A 15452-nucleotide genomic window follows, 5' to 3' on the forward strand; every position below is an offset into this window, starting at 1 on the left:
GGGTGAATGGAGACATGGACTCCAGCCTTCGGCTTTGCCGAAGTTTATCCTGAGCGCCTGCAAGGCAGTCGAAGGGCTGGGGTGACACCCCTAGGGTGGGACGGGGGCCCACCCCAAAGCCGGTTCACGCCGCCACGGTCGCCTTGTCGGTCGATGCCGCGTAGATCTCGTCGATCGCCGAACCCAGCGACGCGTTGAACTCGGCGTCGCTCATCTGGGCGCGCAGGTCCTCGAGCAGGGCGCGGCTGAAGCTCGCTATCACGCCGCGGTTCTTCGCCAGCTCGACGCAGGCCTGCGGCCGGGCAAAGCCGCCCGACAGCGCCACGACGCGCAGCACGCGGGGATGGTCGACCAGCGGGTCGAACAGGCCCGGCTTCACCGGCAGCGACAGCTTCAGCATCACCTTGTCGTCGCCGGTCAGCGCGTCGAGCGCCTTCAGCAGTTCCTCGAGCAGGATCTGGTCGGCCTCGGCGCGCTCCGGGCTCTTGATGTTCACCTCGGGCTCGATGATCGGCATCAGCCCGCCGGCCAGCACCTGCTTGCCGACCTCGAACTGCTGCTTGACCACGGCGGCGATGCCTTCGCGATTGGCGAGGTTGATCACCGAACGCTCCTTGGTGCCGAACACGCCCAGCGCCTTCGAACGGGCCAGCAGCGCATCCAGCTCGGGCATCGGCTTCATCAGCTGGACGCCGTTCTTCTCGTCCTCCAGCCCCTTGTCGATCTTGATGAAGGGGACGACGCCGCGCGCGTTCAGCGCCTGCGGGGTCGGCTTGCCGTCGACCTGGCCGTCCATCGTCCGCTCGAACAGGATCGCGCCGATCACCTTGTCGCCGGTGAAGGCGGGGGAGGTGATGATGCGGCTGCGCATCGCGTGGATCAGGCCGAACATCTCCTCCTCGGAGTTCCAGGCACCTTCCTCGATGCCATAGCCCTTGAGCGCCTTGGGGGTCGAACCGCCGCTCTGGTCCAGCGCCGCGATGAACCCTTCACCCTCGGCGATCTTCTTCGCCATCACCTGATCGACCATGTCAGCTTGTCTCCTGTCTGCGTGCAGTGCCCCTAGCCAAGCTTGGGCGGGGATGGCAACCGGCGACGGTCAGCCGGCCGGGCGAATTGCGATCAGATTGATCGCGATCGAGATACGTTCCCCGGGGCCCAGATAGGGCCGGACGCCATGGCGCAGCCAGGCGGGGAACATCAGCAGCTGGCCCGATCGCGGCCGGACCAGCTGGTCGGGCTCGGCCAGCGGATCCTCGGGCCTTGGCCGCAGGCGCAGCCCCGGCTGCTCCATCAGCATCGCCGGCATGCGCGGATCCTCCAGGGTCAGCTCCCCGCCCAGCGCCCGGTCGGCCGAGCCCGCATAGCCGTCGTCGACATAATAGACCGCCGACCAATAGGCCCCGGCATGGCAGTGGAACTGGTTCGATCCGCCATGGGCCGAGACATTGGCCCAGGCCTCGGCATACCAGCTGAACGGCGTCGCGCCCTTTGGGCGGATGTCGACGGTCTGGGCGTTGGCGATGGCGATCGCCCGCTCGATCAGCGGCCGGAAGGCCGGGCCGCCCCAGTCGAGCATCGCGGTGTCGCTGTGCCAGCCCAGCCGGTTCGACCGCTGCATTCCGGCCGGGTCCTGCGCGCGGCGGGCGCGGATCGTGGCGGCCAGCTGCGGATTGATCGTCTCGTGGCCGGGCAGCATGTCGGCCAGCAGCGGCGTCTCGAACAGCGATAGGACCTGAGGCTCCATCAGCCGATCCAGTCCGCGCGGAAGGTCAGCCCGATCGAGACGCGCGGCCGGTCCCCGTCGAACGGCCGCACGCCATGCATCAGCCAGCTCGGGAACATCACGATGGCGCCGCTGCGGGCGGCTATCCGCACCTCATGCTGGTCGGGGGTGCCGTCGCGGCGGCGGGGCCGCAGCTCGGGGATCGGCATCCGTACCGCCGGGTAGCGCGGGTCGAGGAAGACCAGGTCGCCGCCCTCCGTGCCGCCGCCGTCGTCGATATCGCAGATCGCCGTCCAGCTGGAGCCGGGATGGCTTCGCAGGTCGATCGCCCCATGCCGGTCGAGCACTTCGGCCCAGCCCGTCATCGTCCAGCGGAAGCCGCGCCCCTCCGCCCGCTGCTCCTTGTCGACGGTCATCCCGTCGATCCGGCGCAGGACATGGTCGCACAGCGCCCGCGCCGCCTCTCCGCCCCAGTGCGGCAGGTCCGGGGTGGATCGCCAGCGGGGGGAGGGGTCGCGATCGGCCGCGCGGCGCGCCAGGATGGTGTCGCGCAGCGCCGCGCCCCCGGCCTCGAAACCGGGCCAGGATTCGATGACGATCTGCGTCGGGAAGAAAGGGACGAGCCGCGGCTGGGGCGACGGCTCGGCCAATCTCAGGCCTCTAGCGCCTTGACGCCGGGCAGCTCGCGGCCTTCCATCCATTCCAGGAAGGCGCCGCCGGCGGTCGACACGAAGCTGAAGTCGTCGGCCACGCCGGCATGGTTCAGCGCCGCGACGGTGTCGCCGCCGCCCGCCACCGACACCAGCGATCCGCCCTTGGTCAGCGCCGCCGCCGTCTTGGCCAGCGCGACGGTGGCGGTGTCGAACGGGGCGATCTCGAACGCGCCCATCGGCCCGTTCCACACCAGCGTCCTGCACGTCTTGAGCGCGTCGCCCAGCGCCTCGACGGCGGCCGGGCCGACGTCGAGGATCATCTCGTCGGCGGCGACCTCGTGGACGTTGACGGTGCGGGTCGGCGGGTTCGCCTTGAACTCCTTCGCCACCACCACGTCATAGGGCAGGTGGACGATGCACTCGGCCTTTTCGGCGGCGTCGAGTATCTCGATCACGCTATCCTTCAGGTCGTGCTCGCACAGCGACTTGCCGACATCCACGCCGCGCGCGGCCAGGAAGGTGTTGGCCATGCCCCCGCCGATGATCAGATGATCGACCTTGGCGACGAGATGCTTGAGCACGTCCAGCTTGGTCGACACCTTGGCGCCGCCGACCACCGCCGCGACCGGATGTTCGGGCTTGCCCAGCGCCTTTTCCAGCGCTTCCAGTTCGGCCTGCATCGATCGGCCGGCATAGGCCGGCAGCAGATGGGCCAGCCCCTCGGTCGAGACATGGGCGCGGTGCGCGGCCGAGAAGGCGTCGTTGACGTAGAGATCGCCGAGCCTGGCCATCGCCTTCGCCAGCTCTGGGTCGTTCTTTTCCTCGCCCTTGTGGAAGCGGGTGTTCTCCAGCAGCGCGATGTCGCCCGGCTCCAGCTGGGCGACCGCCGCCTCGGCCTGCTCGCCGCAGCAGTCGCCGACGAAGCGGACGTCGCGGCCCAGCACGTCGCGGAAGGCGTGGGTGACCTGGGCCAGGCTCATATCGGGATTGCGCTCGCCCTTGGGGCGGCCGAAATGGGCCAGCACCAGCACGATCGCACCCTTGTCGGCCAGCTCGGCGACGGTCGGCGCGGCGGCGCGCAGGCGGGTGTCGTCGGTGACCCGGCCCTCCTCCATCGGCACGTTGAGGTCCTCGCGGACCAGCACGCGCTTGCCGCGCACATCACCCAGATCGTCGAGCGTCCTGAAAGCCATTATCCTGATACCTCTACACTATCGCCAAGCGCGATCGCGCCCGCCTCGATCACGCGGCAGGTGCGCCCGCCGCGCCATTCGGGGCGGAGCGCCAGCTGCAGCCCGTCGGCCACCGCATCCATCCGGCGGCAGGGATCGCATTCGCCGGTGATCTCCAGCAGCGCCTGCCCGATCCGGACGCGGGCACCCTCTTCGCGGGGCAGCGCGATCCCCTCGACCAGCAGGTTTGCCCGGCGCTGTTCCCAGCTCACCGGCGTCCCCAGTTCGGCGAGCGCCGCCGTCCAGTCCTCGGCCAGCAGGATCGTCACCTGGCGCCTGTTGGATTTGCCGGGGCGGATCGCGCCGCGATGGTCGCCATGCACCCCGGTGTCCAGCCCGATCGCGACATGGTCGATCACCTCCACCGGGCCGTGGGGACGGTCCTTGCGGGCGATGCCGATCAGCCGGCCGGGCATGCTCAGCCCCTCGTCGCCCCGGCGGAGGCCGGGGCCGTAACGGGCAGGCGCGGTCCCTTTCCTCTTGCGGCCCCGGCCTCCGCCGGGGCGACGAGAAGGAGGGGGACCGCGGTCACCTTACAGGAACTTCGCCATCGCGCCGGCGGTGTCGACCATCCGGTTGGAGAAGCCCCACTCATTGTCGTACCAGCTGAGCACGCGGACCAGCTTGCCCTCGAGCACCGCGGTCTCGAGGCTGTCGACCGTCGACGAGTGCGAGTCATGGTTGAGGTCGATCGAGACCAGGGGCTCGTCGGTATAGCCGAGCACGCCCTTGAGCGGGCCGTCCGAGGCGGCCTTGAGCAGGGCGTTGACCTCTTCCTTGGTGGTGTCGCGCTTCGGCGTGAAGGTCAGGTCGATCATCGAGACGTTCGGGGTCGGCACGCGGATCGCCGAACCGTCGAGCTTGCCCTTCAGCTCGGGCAGCACCTCGCCCACCGCGCGGGCGGCGCCCGTCGTGGTCGGGATCATCGACATCGCGGCGGCACGGGCGCGGCGCGGATCGTCGTGGATCTGGTCGAGGATCTTCTGATCGTTGGTATAGGCGTGGACGGTGGTCATCAGGCCGCGCTCGATGCCGATCGCGTCGTTGAGGACCTTGGCGACCGGCGCCAGGCAGTTGGTGGTGCACGAGGCGTTCGATACGATCTTGTGGTCGCCCGTCAGCTTGTCGTGGTTGACGCCGTAGACGACCGTCAGGTCGACATTCTTGGCGGGGGCCGAGATCAGCACGCGCTTGGCGCCGGCGTCGAGATGCTTCTGGCCGCCGTCGCGATCGGTGAAGAAGCCGGTGCACTCCAGCGCGATGTCGACGCCGTTGGCGGCGTGCGGAAGCTTGGCCGGATCGCGCTCGGCGGTCACCTGGATGCGCTTGCCGTCGACGATCAGGTCGTTGCCGTCGACGTCGACCGTGCCCTTATAGGGGCCATGGACGCTGTCGCGCTTGAACAGGCGCGCATTGGCCTTGGCGTCGGCGAGGTCGTTGATCGAGACCAGCTCCAGGCCGCAGCCCGGATTTTCGAGGATGGCGCGGGCGACGTTCCGCCCGATGCGCCCGAAACCATTGATCGCAACCTTCACCGCCATGTGCCGAAACTCCTGCTAGCTTTTCTTAGTTGAGCGCCCCGATGATCTTCGGGGCGAGCTTGTCGGCCGTCAGGCCGAAATGATCGTAGAGCGCCTTGACCGGGGCCGAAGCACCGAAGCTGTCGACGCCGAAGCGCAGGCCCTTGCGGCCGACATAGCGCTCCCAGCCCATCGTCGTGCCGGCCTCGATCGAGACGAGCAGCACGCCACCGGGCAGGATGTCGTCGCGATAGCTCTCCGGCTGGGCGTCGAAGCGCTCCCAGCTCGGCATCGAGACGACGTCGGCGCCATGGCCGGCCTCTTCCAGCTTCTTCGCGGTGGCCAGCGCGATCTCGACCTCCGAGCCGCTGGCGATCAGCACCGCCTTGCGCGGCCCCTCGGCGGCCTTCAGGCGATAGGCGCCCTTGGCCGAGCGGTTCTCGCTGACGTCGGTGCGCAGCTGGGGCAGGCCCTCGCGCGACAAGGCGAGCAGCGATGGGCCGTCGGCCTTCTCCAGGCTCAGCGCCCAGCATTCGGCGGTCTCGACGACGTCGCACGGGCGATAGACGTCGAGGTTCGGCATCGCGCGCAGGCTCATGACATGCTCGATCGGCTGGTGGGTGGGGCCGTCCTCGCCCAGGCCGATCGAATCATGCGTCATCACATAGACGACGCGCTGCTGCTGGAGCGCCGACAGCCGGATCGCCGCGCGGCAATAGTCGGAGAAGACCAGGAAGGTGCCGCCATAGGGGATGACGCCGCCATGCAGCGCCATGCCGTTCATCGCGCAGCCCATGCCGAACTCGCGGATGCCGTAATAGACATAGCGGCCGCCATAATTGTCGGCGGTCAGCGGGGCCTGGTCCTTGGTCTTGGTGTTGTTCGATCCGGTCAGGTCGGCCGATCCGCCCAGCGTCTCGGGCAGCTGCGCGTTGATCGCGCCCAGCACCATTTCGGATGCCTTGCGGGTCGCCACCTTCTGCGGATTGGCGGCCAGATCGTCGAGATAGGGCTGCAGCGAGAAATCCGCCGGCAGCTTGCCGGCCATGCGGCGCTCGAACTCGGCACGCTGCGGCGAGGCGACGAGGCGCGCTTCCCAGGCGCTGCGCACCGCCGAGCCGCGCGAGCCGGCTTCGGCCCAGGCGGCCTTGATGTCCTCGGGGATGACGAAGGGCTCGGCGGTCCAGCCGAGATAGTCGCGCGCGGCGGCAACCTCGTCGGTGCCCAGCGCCGCGCCATGCGTCGCCGACGTGCCCTGCTTGTTCGGCGCGCCATAGCCGATGACGGTCGTGCACTGGACGATCGACGGGCGCGGATCGGCCTTGGCGGCCTCCAGCGCGGCGTTGATGCTGTCCGGATCATGGCCGTCGCACGATATGGTATGCCAGCCGGTCGCGGCGTAGCGGGCGAGCACGTCCTCGGACGAGCTGAGCGAGACCGCGCCGTCGATGGTGATCTTGTTGTCGTCCCACAGCACGATCAGGCGGCCGAGCTTGAGGTGCCCGGCCAGGCCGATCGCCTCATGGTTGACGCCTTCCATCAGGCAGCCGTCGCCGGCCAGCACCCAGGTGAAATGATCGACCAGATCGTCGCCGAAGCTGGCGTTCAGGTGGCGCTCGGCGATCGCCATGCCGACCGCGGTGGCGAGCCCCGAACCGAGCGGCCCGGTGGTCGCCTCGACCCCGGCCAGCTCGAAATTCTCGGGGTGGCCGGCGCAGGGGCTGTGCAGCTGGCGGAAATTGCGGATGTCGTCGATCGTCGGGCGCGCATAGCCGGTCAGGTGGAGCAGCGCGTAGATCAGCATCGAGCCATGGCCGGCCGACAGCACGAAGCGGTCGCGGTCGGCCCATTTCGGCTGGGCGGGATCGAACTTCAGATGCTTGGTGAACAGCTCGGTCGCGACGTCGGCCATGCCCATCGGCATGCCGGGGTGGCCCGAATTGGCCGCCTGCACCGCGTCCATCGAAAGCGCGCGAATGGCATTGGCGAGCTGCCTCGATGCAATCGTCATATTCTACCTTTATGCAGACCGGCTGGGATCGCGCGCGTGCTGTATGTCTTATGCGCGCGGCCCCTTTGTCGTGCCGGAGCGCAACCGTCAACCTTGGGGGATGGCTTGCAGGGTCTGCCGGTGCTGCTATGCCTTCGAATCGATGACTGACCGCCGCCTGATTTTGGCCCTGGGCCGCCTCGAACGCGCCATCGCGCGCGTGGAAGCGGGCATCGAAGCCGCGCCGTCCTTCGGCCATGACGAGAATGAGGCGCTGTTCCGTCTCGCCGAACGCCACCGCACCCTGCGCGAGGCGACCGAATCGGCGATCGAACGGATCGACCGCCTGCTGGGGAGCCACTGATGGCCGATGTCGATGTCGAGGTCACCGGGCGCCGCTACAAGCTGAGCTGCCGCGACGGCGAGGAGGACCATCTCCGCGCGCTGGTGCGGATGGTCGATGCCAAGGCGACCGAGCTGACCGGCGCGCTGGGCGACATGACCGAGGCGCGCACCCTGCTGCTCTCCGCGCTGCTGCTCGCCGACGAACTCAACGACCTGCGCGGCGCGGCGGCGGTGGCGCGCAACGAACCCGATCCCGCCCCGGCGGACATCGATCCCGCCTATGCGGTGGCGATCGAGCGCATCGCCGAGCGCGTCGAGCGCCTCGCCGACCAGATCGAGCGGACGGCGGGGTAGCGCATCTTTCCGGGTCAACGGCTCGGCGGTCGGAATGGAACTCATCAGCATTACCCTGCATGAGCGCGAGCCTTGGGCGCTTTGACAGGCCCTGATCCCTTTGCGGCGATTCCGGGCAGGCCGATGTGGCATCCGCCTGGAAACCGCTTCAGAAATTCCTACGGCCGGAAGCGTCGGACGAACTGATGGCCGCTGAGATGCGCGGAATGTCGGTGATCACCTGTGCCGCCTCGTGAATAGCCGTCTGGTAGCGCTGACGGGTCGCCATCTTGATGCAGGTCCGCGCGAGCTGCTCGGCCGTGACCGGATGCCCCCGGGCCGCCATTATTTTGGCAATCAACGCGCGCAGTGAAATCTTGCGCAATTCCATGCCATAGCGGGTGGCGATCATCATCGCATCGGTGGCATAACGCAGAGCCCCCTCGAAGTCTGACATATGCAGCCGTGCGCGCGCCGTCACCATGGATGCCTCGCACCGCACCCGGTGAACATCGGTATGGATGGCGTAGGTAAGCGCTTCCTCCAGATAGCGATGGGCTCGTTTCTGCTGGAGCGGTGGCGTCGGCTCGGGGTCGAACAGAAAGGTATCGGCTAAGGTGATCTGCAGACGATGGACGATGTCCATCTGCACGCCTGATTGGGCAAGGCTCAGCGCGCGTTCCAGTGTCGCTCGGCGTTCGGCAGCGGGTTTCAGGGCGCTGCCCTGTGCGTTGGCACGCAGCCGTTCGAAATAGGCCTGGGCCCTGACCTCTCCGAGTTCGGACAGGCGGCCGCACGCCTCTTCATAGCACGCAAGCGCCGGGTCGGCCTGGCCGCGTAGATGGCGGCACCAGCCAAGATAGCCGGTGGCGATGGCGGTCGCCAGCTTGTCCTCGCGAAGCTGGCCGTTCTGGCTGAGGTCGATCAGTTCCTCACATTTGCGTTCCGCGACGCCGATTTCCCCGCGCTCGATATCCACGGTCAGCTGGTTCAGCCTGATTCGTCGCCAATTATGGGCGCGATCATCGCGTTCGACCCATTCTCGATTGACCAGCATGGCCTGATCAAAGGAGCTGCGGGCCTCGTATACGTCGCCCATGGCCAGGCGGACTACGCCCCTTTCATTGTGCAGCCAGACCAGCTCGTCGGGGTAGAAGGGCTCGGCGGGGCCGAATTGTTCGTGGATGAGCTCGCGAATCGTGTCGCTGTTTCGGGGTGCTTTCAGGACGCTGCAGAGCCCGGCGTGCAGCGCTTCCCGCGCCATGGACAATTTCCCATAGCCGTCGATCAGATCGTCCAGCCGTTCGGCATGTTCGAGCAAAACGCCGTCGCGCCCCTCGCGGATCAGCCGGTCGCCGCTGTCGAGCGTCAGCAGGCCGGTGGTCGAATAGTAGCTGCGTACAAGCGCCAGCGCGGTGCGGATCGCCCGCGCATGGCGGGCGGAGCAGAGCAGGTCGATGTCGAGCGGCTTGGGCGCGGCCTCGCTTGCGCCACAGGCCATGGCGACCTCGCCGAGCAGCTTGCGGTAAGCGTTTTCGGTCAGGCCGAGCGCTCGTGCGCGCTTCCGCAACCCGTTCTTCTGCTGATGCCGGTAGGAGCTGATCAGCCGATCAATCGCATCGCCGAGCTCATCGTGGATGTCGTTGTCGGGAATATCCCCGTCGGTGGGCTGGGCGACATAGAGCGACATGTTGAACGCGGTCGACAGCTTGGCCTCGCTCAACGGGATGCCGTAACGATACCGCAGTTCGGTCAGCAACAGCCGATGAAGCGCGAAGCGCGGCACGGGCTCGATGCCGGGTGCGGCAGCGTCGCGATAGCCGTCCAGCTTCAGGACAAGCCGCGCTTCGACCAGCGCGTCAAGCGCATCGGAGAATCCCGCGCCTGCCGCTTTGAGTGCAGGCATGAGCCGAAGGACATCCTCCTCGACCGGCAAGCCGATGAAAGCGAGCGCTTTCAATATGTTGCGGGCCGTATCGATCCCGGGGTTGTTCTGTCCTCGCTTGGTCAGCAACGTCGTCAGGATATTCTCGTCGAGGAGGATGCCGAAGAGCGTTCGCCGGATATCTATGAGATTGCCGCTGATCCGCCCGCTTCGGTTTGCATCATAGCTGTCAATGGCGTGGCGCAGCGCCGGAGACATGCCGATCCCCTGTTCTTTCGCGCCTTGCCAGATCGAGTTGAAATAGCAGCCGGGGATAGCGGGGTCCGCGCCTTGGAGAAGGCGGGCCGGCCGCACGCCGTCGCGGGCATCCCAAACCGTGATGCCGAGCTTTTCGACATATTTCCGGACCCGTTCGGTGCCGAACATCACCCAATATGTGCGCTTGGTCCCCGATGTCCTCGGGGCGCCTCTAGGTCCGCGCGCCAGCGTCAGCAACTGGTCCAGCTCTGCGCTCAGCGGATTGCCAGCGGTGTCGAAAAAGCGTTCCATACCATTGATGACGATAAGCGCATCGGGTTGGCCGGAGTTGGCAAGCGCTTGATCGAGCTGCAGATTGGTAAAGAAGTTTTGACGGCTTGTGAGGGGCACGCCCTCACCGTCCACCATCGGAACGCCGAATTTGTCGGACAGGAATCGCGACAGACCATCCAGGATGGTATCGGTGTCGAAGGTGAAACCTCCATTGATGAGGATGCCATCCTCTTTGCCTTCCAGGCCTAGCTCTACAGCGCTGGCGACGGTCGCGCGGGCCATGTTGCCCTTGCCGCAGCCCTGGGCGCCGATGATGCAGATCATATTGTCGGTGGGAAGGTGCCGCTTCAGCCGGTCCAGCATCCTGTCGTCAATGGCCCAACGCTCAGGATTGTCGACCGCGTACTCGGCCCATAAGACTACGGGCTTCCCCTTTGCGGAGCGAAGCCGCCCTTCCATCGAACGCCAGTTGCTGCCGATATGGCGCTCCCTGACGGTCGGGTTGATAAAGGCGTTTTTGCCTTGGGCTACCCCGGCGGCCAGGAGAGCGACGCAATGTCGCAAGGCGGCCAGATCGCTGCCGGTGGACTGGTCCGCCTTCTTGAACCGGGCTTTCCTGTCTAGCGAAGCCATCGAGATATTCTTGGCGAAACCGTTGCTGACCCGCTTGTAACGCCGGGATTGGCCGACATAGCCGTCCGGGTTGCCCGCGACCGTTTCGAAATCCGAATCGAATATCGTCAGGACGCCGAGCCGCCGCAGGAAATCCACTCGCATCGCCTCGACCGCTTCGGGCGCGAGTTGCTTGGGCTTGATCGACCAGAGCAGGAAGGTCGGTGCGACCCGTTGATAGGGGTTGTTGCTGATAAACTCCTGCAGCTCACTGTTGAGCTCTTGCTCGCCCATGCCCAAGCCGACGAACAGGATAGGATTTCCGCCCATCATCAGTCGTTTGGCGAATTCGAAGGGCGCGCGGTTGAGATCGTTCCGCCTGTAAAGATTGTCGTAGTCGCGCTGGCTGACGATCATGCTCCGCCAGTTGCAGGCCCGGCCATGGAGGTGCATGACATGGCCATCGACATCGTCGGTGCCGACGGCGAATTCGATCATGCGGTCGATGCGTTCGCGATTCAGCAGATCGCTCTCGATCGCCCATCCGTCGGAAAAGACCCGCCTTATGCGGCCGCTTCCCAGGTCCCAGTAGAAATTCTCGTTGGCCGCGTTGCGAAGGTTAACGAGCGTCTGGAAGGGCGATAATCCCCTGCCGCTGTCGGAGATTCGATCGGCCAGCATCGCCACCCGTTCGATCTCGAAATCATAGGAGGGCGTGGCGAAGCGGCGGATGCCCAGAGCGTGCCAGAGAGCGAATGGCACGTTGAGCATGTCGTCGAACCCCGCCCCGTTGGCGTCGGGCGCCTGCATCCGCCAGTGCGGCCGGGGCTCCCGGAAACGCCGGGCCAATTGGACGCGTACGGCCTCCCTGACGGTCTCGAACTGGTCGAGCGGCCAGTCGTCCGCCCTGACGGATCGCTTGAACTCCTCGGGCAAGGGCTCGCGCCACTCGTCCAATGCCTCCTCGATGATGCTCATGCCGACCTGGACCGGCCAGCTCGAACTTGCGCTGAGCCGTTCATATTTTTCGATTCTGCCGCGCATCACGTCGTCCGCGAGCACCCGGGAAGCATCGGCTCCCAAAGCGGAGACGGTCATTCTGAGTTGTTCCCAGCCGCCATAGCCGAATGCCTGGGTCGCCATCGATCCTACGAAGGCTATCATCCGGCCGGTTGCCAGTGAGCGGAAGAACTCCAACCTAGCGCGCTGCGCCAGCTTGTGGTCGTGCAGATAATATTTCTTAAGGTAATTCGCCCCCATTGCGTACACCCCCATCATGGAGACTAGATGGGGAAGGGCAGGCGTCAACCGGATGTTACGAAAACGGACCTTTCTCGACCGGCGCCGCCACCTTCCCGCCGGGGACATGTCGCCCGCCGATGTCGGTGACACCCCTTGAGCAACGCCCTCGTCGCGCCTACATATGTCCATGGCGGGTACTGCTTCGCACGAGCTGTAGCGAACATCCCTGAGGCGATTCACATTCCTAGGGGGCTGTCCCTGTTCGGATCCTGGTCCGATGCATATGGTCCCCACCTGATGCTCATGGCGTCAGAGGATATTCCAGCAAACGACCATGGCGGTCCCGCCACCTTCCATGAGCGCTGATCTCTCCAAGCCGGCCCAGCGGGCTGAACTGCGCGCGCTCCGCGATGCCTTCGTGCTCGCCCTCGCGCCCGGCGAACGCGCCCGGCTGGAGGCGGAGGCGGCGCGCCATCTGGGGCCGCTGATCGCGGGCGCGCGGAGCGTCGCCTTCTATCATGCGCTCGGCGGCGAGATGGACTGCGGGCCGGCGATCGACGCTGCGGCCGCCGCCGGAATCGCCGTGGCGCTGCCCCATGTCGAGGCGCGCGGCGCGCCGATGCGATTCCTGGCCTGGGCGCCTGGAGACCGCCTCGTTCCCGGCTGGCGCGGCCTGCTCCAGCCGGAGGCCGATTCGCCGCCGGTTTCCCCCGATATCGTGATCGCGCCGCTGCTCGGATTCGACTCGGCCCTGCGGCGAATCGGGCAGGGCGCGGGTTTCTACGATCGCGCGCTCGCCGCCCTGCCGGACGTTAAAAAAATCGGCTGGGGCTGGTCGATCCAGCAGCGGCCCGCCATAGCCTCCGATCCCTGGGACGTGCCGCTCGACGCGGTCGTCACCGAGGCGGGTGTGATCGGAGGGTGAAGCGATGAACGGCCAACCGAGCGGGGAGCCGAGCTGGCGCAAGCCGGCGGGCATCTTCCTGATCTTGCTGCTGATTTCGGTGTGGGCGGTGATTGTCGTTACGGCATCGCCGTGGATCGGGCGGCTTCATCCGCTGCTACAGGCGCCGGTCTACATCGTCGCCGGCATCGTCTGGATCCTGCCGCTGAAGCCGCTGCTCGCCTGGATGGAGACCGGCCGCTGGCACTGGGGGCCACGTAAAAATACGGGTGGGCATTAACCGGATGTATCGAATCTCGCGCTAATCCCCGTCTTCGAGATCAGGGGTTCAGACACGGTGCGCGAAGAACGTATAGCCGAAAAGTCAGCCGAACGCGCGGAGTGGCGCCGGCTCTATGACATGATCGGCAAGCTTCTGTTCGATCATGGGCTGGAGCCCTCGCCCGCCAATTTCGAGTTGTGCCACCGCTATCTCTCGGGCCGCGACGGCGAACTCAACGCGCTGATCGACAAGGCGATCGCCAAGGATGGCGGGCTGAGCGAGGCCATCGCCACCGCTATCTCCGCCAAGCTCGACCCCGGCCTCTCGACCGATGAGCTGTCGCGGATCGCCAGCGACGCGCAGGGCTATCTCGAACAGATGACCACGATCCTCGCCAGGTCGGGCGACGATGCCCGCGACTATGGCGAGGCGCTGGCGCATGAGGCGGAGGGGCTGGAGTCGAACGCCTCGCCCACGCTCAGCGTCAAGACGCTGGTCGATCTCACCAAATCGATGATCGAGAAGGCCCAGGCCGCCGAGGAGGATCTGCGCCGCACCGAGATGCAGATGACGGCGATGCGCAAGGACCTCGCCACCGCCCAGCACAAGGCGAACAGCGATCCGCTCACCGGCCTGCCGAATCGCCGCGCGCTCGACCAGCATCTGCGCGCCGCGTTCGAGAATGCCCGCCGCGCCGATACGCCGCTGGCGCTGGCGATCTGCGACATCGATCATTTCAAGCAGTTCAACGACACCCACGGCCATGTCATCGGCGATGAGGTGATCAAGTTCGTCGGCTCCTCGCTGGGCCGCGCCGCCTCGAACGGCGATGTGTTCGTCGCGCGCTATGGCGGCGAGGAATTCGTGATGGTGTTCGAGCGCGCCTCGGTCGCCAATGCGATGGCGACTCTCGACAAGATCCGCGCCGCCATCGCCGCGCGCGAGCTGAAGGTGACGAACACCGGCCAGTCGCTCGGCAAGCTCAGCTTCTCGGGCGGGCTGGCGCAGATCAACATCCAGGATTCGCCTGGCTCGATCCTCAAGCGCGCCGATGCCGCGCTCTACAAGGCCAAGCAGGCGGGGCGCAACCGGATCAGCGCGGCGGACTGAGCGCCGTCCGCGCCGCCGCATATTGCCGGCTGTATTTTCCGCGCGATCGGTCTACATCCCGGGCATGTCCGGAAACACCTTCTTCTTCATCCTGATCCTCGCGGCGATGGTCGCCACCGTGGTGGCGCTGGTGCGCGGGATCATCGCCTTCCTCAAGACGACCGAGGCCGATCTGAAGGCCGGCGGCATCAACCAGTCGGGCCTCCGCCAGAACAAGATGATGCGGATGCGCATCGCCTTCCAGGCGGTCGCGGTGATCCTGGTCATCCTCATGCTGATCCTCAGCCGCGGAAGCTGATGATGGTTTCAGCGCAGCTGAAACGGCGGTGCCGGCCCGCACCTCCACGTGAGTGGAGCAAACCCTAAATGGTCAAGCTCAACAGGATCTACACCCGCACCGGCGATGCGGGGCAGACCGGCCTCGTCGACGGGTCGCGCCTGTCGAAGGCGGCGCCGCGCATGGCCGCGATCGGCGATGTCGATGAGCTGAACTCGGCGATCGGCGTCGCGCTGACCCAGGATATGCCGGATGAGGCGCGCGCCCAGCTCGCCCGCATCCAGAACGAGCTGTTCGATCTCGGCGCCGATTTCGCGACGCCGGGCCCCGATTTCACGCCGTCGGAGATGAGCCTGCGCATCATCGCGTCGCAGGTCGAGCGGCTGGAGCGGGAGATCGACGCGATGAACGCCGGTCTGGAGCCGCTGCGCAGCTTCATCCTGCCGGGCGGCAGCCCCGCCGCCGCGGCGATCCACCTCGCCCGCGCCATCTGCCGCCGGGCGGAGCGGTCGGCGGTGGCGGCGCACAATGCCCCCGATGCCGGGCTGAACCCGGTCGGGCTCGCCTATATCAACCGGCTGTCGGACCATCTGTTCGTGCTCGCCCGCTGGCTCAACCGCGCGGGCGCGGGTGCCGTGCTGTGGCAGCCGGGCGCGACGCGCTGACCGGCTAAAGCCTGGGCGGCGCGTCCATCGCATTGGGATCGCCGATCAGCATGTCGATCAGCACCAGCCCCAGGATGATGAAGAAGGCCGCCAGCAGCGACGTCTTGATGATTTCCTTGCGGCGTTCCGGACTCATGTGACGCTACCCCCCGATACGATACGCGG

Annotated in this window: 16 protein-coding genes; 7 read left to right on the plus strand and 9 right to left on the minus strand. The window is 66.6% G+C overall.

Going from position 1 to position 15452, the window contains the following annotated elements; genetic code table 11:
- Positions 1-124 precede the first annotated feature (124 nt).
- From CMV14_RS02715 to tkt, 7 genes are all read right to left on the minus strand, one after another.
- Positions 125-1030, minus strand: coding sequence for a fructose bisphosphate aldolase (locus CMV14_RS02715; RefSeq protein WP_066969537.1), 906 nt, complete (start codon positions 1028-1030; stop codon positions 125-127).
- A 69-nt stretch (positions 1031-1099) separates the two neighbouring features.
- The gene (locus CMV14_RS02720) at positions 1100-1747 is read right to left on the minus strand and encodes a TIGR02466 family protein (RefSeq protein ID WP_066969538.1); all 648 of its coding nucleotides are present in this window, start codon (positions 1745-1747) and stop codon (positions 1100-1102) included.
- Positions 1747-2376, minus strand: a complete 630-nt coding sequence (locus tag CMV14_RS02725; protein WP_066969540.1) for a putative 2OG-Fe(II) oxygenase — start codon at positions 2374-2376, stop codon at positions 1747-1749. Before CMV14_RS02725 ends, CMV14_RS02720 begins: the two co-directional genes overlap by 1 nt.
- 2 nt (positions 2377-2378) lie before the next feature.
- Positions 2379-3572, minus strand: a complete 1194-nt coding sequence (locus CMV14_RS02730) for a phosphoglycerate kinase (RefSeq protein WP_066969542.1) — start codon at positions 3570-3572, stop codon at positions 2379-2381.
- Positions 3572-4027, minus strand: a complete 456-nt coding sequence (locus CMV14_RS02735) for an MOSC domain-containing protein (protein ID WP_066969544.1) — start codon at positions 4025-4027, stop codon at positions 3572-3574. Before CMV14_RS02735 ends, CMV14_RS02730 begins: the two co-directional genes overlap by 1 nt.
- A gap of 117 nt (positions 4028-4144) precedes the next feature.
- Positions 4145-5152: a type I glyceraldehyde-3-phosphate dehydrogenase gene (gap, locus tag CMV14_RS02740; protein WP_066969546.1), complete on the minus strand. Its 1008-nt coding sequence runs from the start codon at positions 5150-5152 to the stop codon at positions 4145-4147.
- Between the two features lie 25 nt (positions 5153-5177).
- Complete coding sequence (gene tkt / locus CMV14_RS02745; RefSeq protein ID WP_066969548.1) at positions 5178-7142, minus strand: transketolase; 1965 nt, start codon at positions 7140-7142, stop codon at positions 5178-5180.
- A gap of 142 nt (positions 7143-7284) precedes the next feature.
- Here tkt and CMV14_RS02750 point away from each other — a divergent pair, with 142 nt between their 5' ends.
- Together CMV14_RS02750 and CMV14_RS02755 are read left to right on the plus strand one after the other, a co-directional pair.
- A complete protein-coding gene (locus CMV14_RS02750) occupies positions 7285-7485 on the plus strand; it encodes a hypothetical protein (protein WP_139114799.1) in 201 nt (66 codons plus the stop codon).
- Entirely contained in the window at positions 7485-7820 is a 336-nt protein-coding gene (locus CMV14_RS02755) for a cell division protein ZapA (protein WP_066969552.1), read from the plus strand. The genes CMV14_RS02750 and CMV14_RS02755 overlap by 1 nt, the downstream gene beginning before the upstream one ends.
- A 148-nt stretch (positions 7821-7968) precedes the next feature.
- On the opposite strand, the gene CMV14_RS02760 is transcribed toward CMV14_RS02755, so the two are convergent.
- A complete protein-coding gene (locus tag CMV14_RS02760; protein ID WP_066969554.1) occupies positions 7969-12087 on the minus strand; it encodes an SIR2 family protein in 4119 nt (1372 codons plus the stop codon).
- Between the two features lie 337 nt (positions 12088-12424).
- On the opposite strand from CMV14_RS02760, the gene CMV14_RS02765 reads away from it, so the two are divergent.
- The 5 genes from CMV14_RS02765 to CMV14_RS02785 all read left to right on the plus strand — a co-directional run bounded on the left by CMV14_RS02765 (position 12425) and on the right by CMV14_RS02785 (position 15287).
- Entirely contained in the window at positions 12425-12994 is a 570-nt protein-coding gene (locus tag CMV14_RS02765) for a 5-formyltetrahydrofolate cyclo-ligase (RefSeq protein WP_238147172.1), read from the plus strand.
- Between the two features lie 4 nt (positions 12995-12998).
- The gene (locus CMV14_RS02770) at positions 12999-13253 is read left to right on the plus strand and encodes a DUF2842 domain-containing protein (RefSeq protein WP_066969558.1); all 255 of its coding nucleotides are present in this window, start codon (positions 12999-13001) and stop codon (positions 13251-13253) included.
- A 120-nt stretch (positions 13254-13373) separates the two neighbouring features.
- Positions 13374-14345, plus strand: a complete 972-nt coding sequence (locus tag CMV14_RS02775) for a GGDEF domain-containing protein (RefSeq protein ID WP_066969581.1) — start codon at positions 13374-13376, stop codon at positions 14343-14345.
- A 64-nt stretch (positions 14346-14409) separates the two neighbouring features.
- Positions 14410-14643, plus strand: coding sequence for a twin transmembrane helix small protein (locus tag CMV14_RS02780; protein WP_066969560.1), 234 nt, complete (start codon positions 14410-14412; stop codon positions 14641-14643).
- A 68-nt stretch (positions 14644-14711) separates the two neighbouring features.
- Positions 14712-15287 carry a cob(I)yrinic acid a,c-diamide adenosyltransferase gene (locus CMV14_RS02785; RefSeq protein WP_066969562.1) on the plus strand — a complete coding sequence of 192 codons (576 nt, stop codon included), beginning with the start codon at positions 14712-14714 and terminating at the stop codon, positions 15285-15287.
- A gap of 4 nt (positions 15288-15291) precedes the next feature.
- On the opposite strand, the gene CMV14_RS27360 is transcribed toward CMV14_RS02785, so the two are convergent.
- Positions 15292-15423 (minus strand): hypothetical protein, encoded by a 132-nt coding sequence (locus tag CMV14_RS27360; RefSeq protein WP_255250156.1) that lies wholly within the window; start codon positions 15421-15423, stop codon positions 15292-15294.
- Between the last annotated feature and the right edge of the window lie 29 nt (positions 15424-15452).

The organism is Rhizorhabdus dicambivorans, from assembly GCF_002355275.1.
Classification (GTDB): domain Bacteria; phylum Pseudomonadota; class Alphaproteobacteria; order Sphingomonadales; family Sphingomonadaceae; genus Rhizorhabdus; species Rhizorhabdus dicambivorans.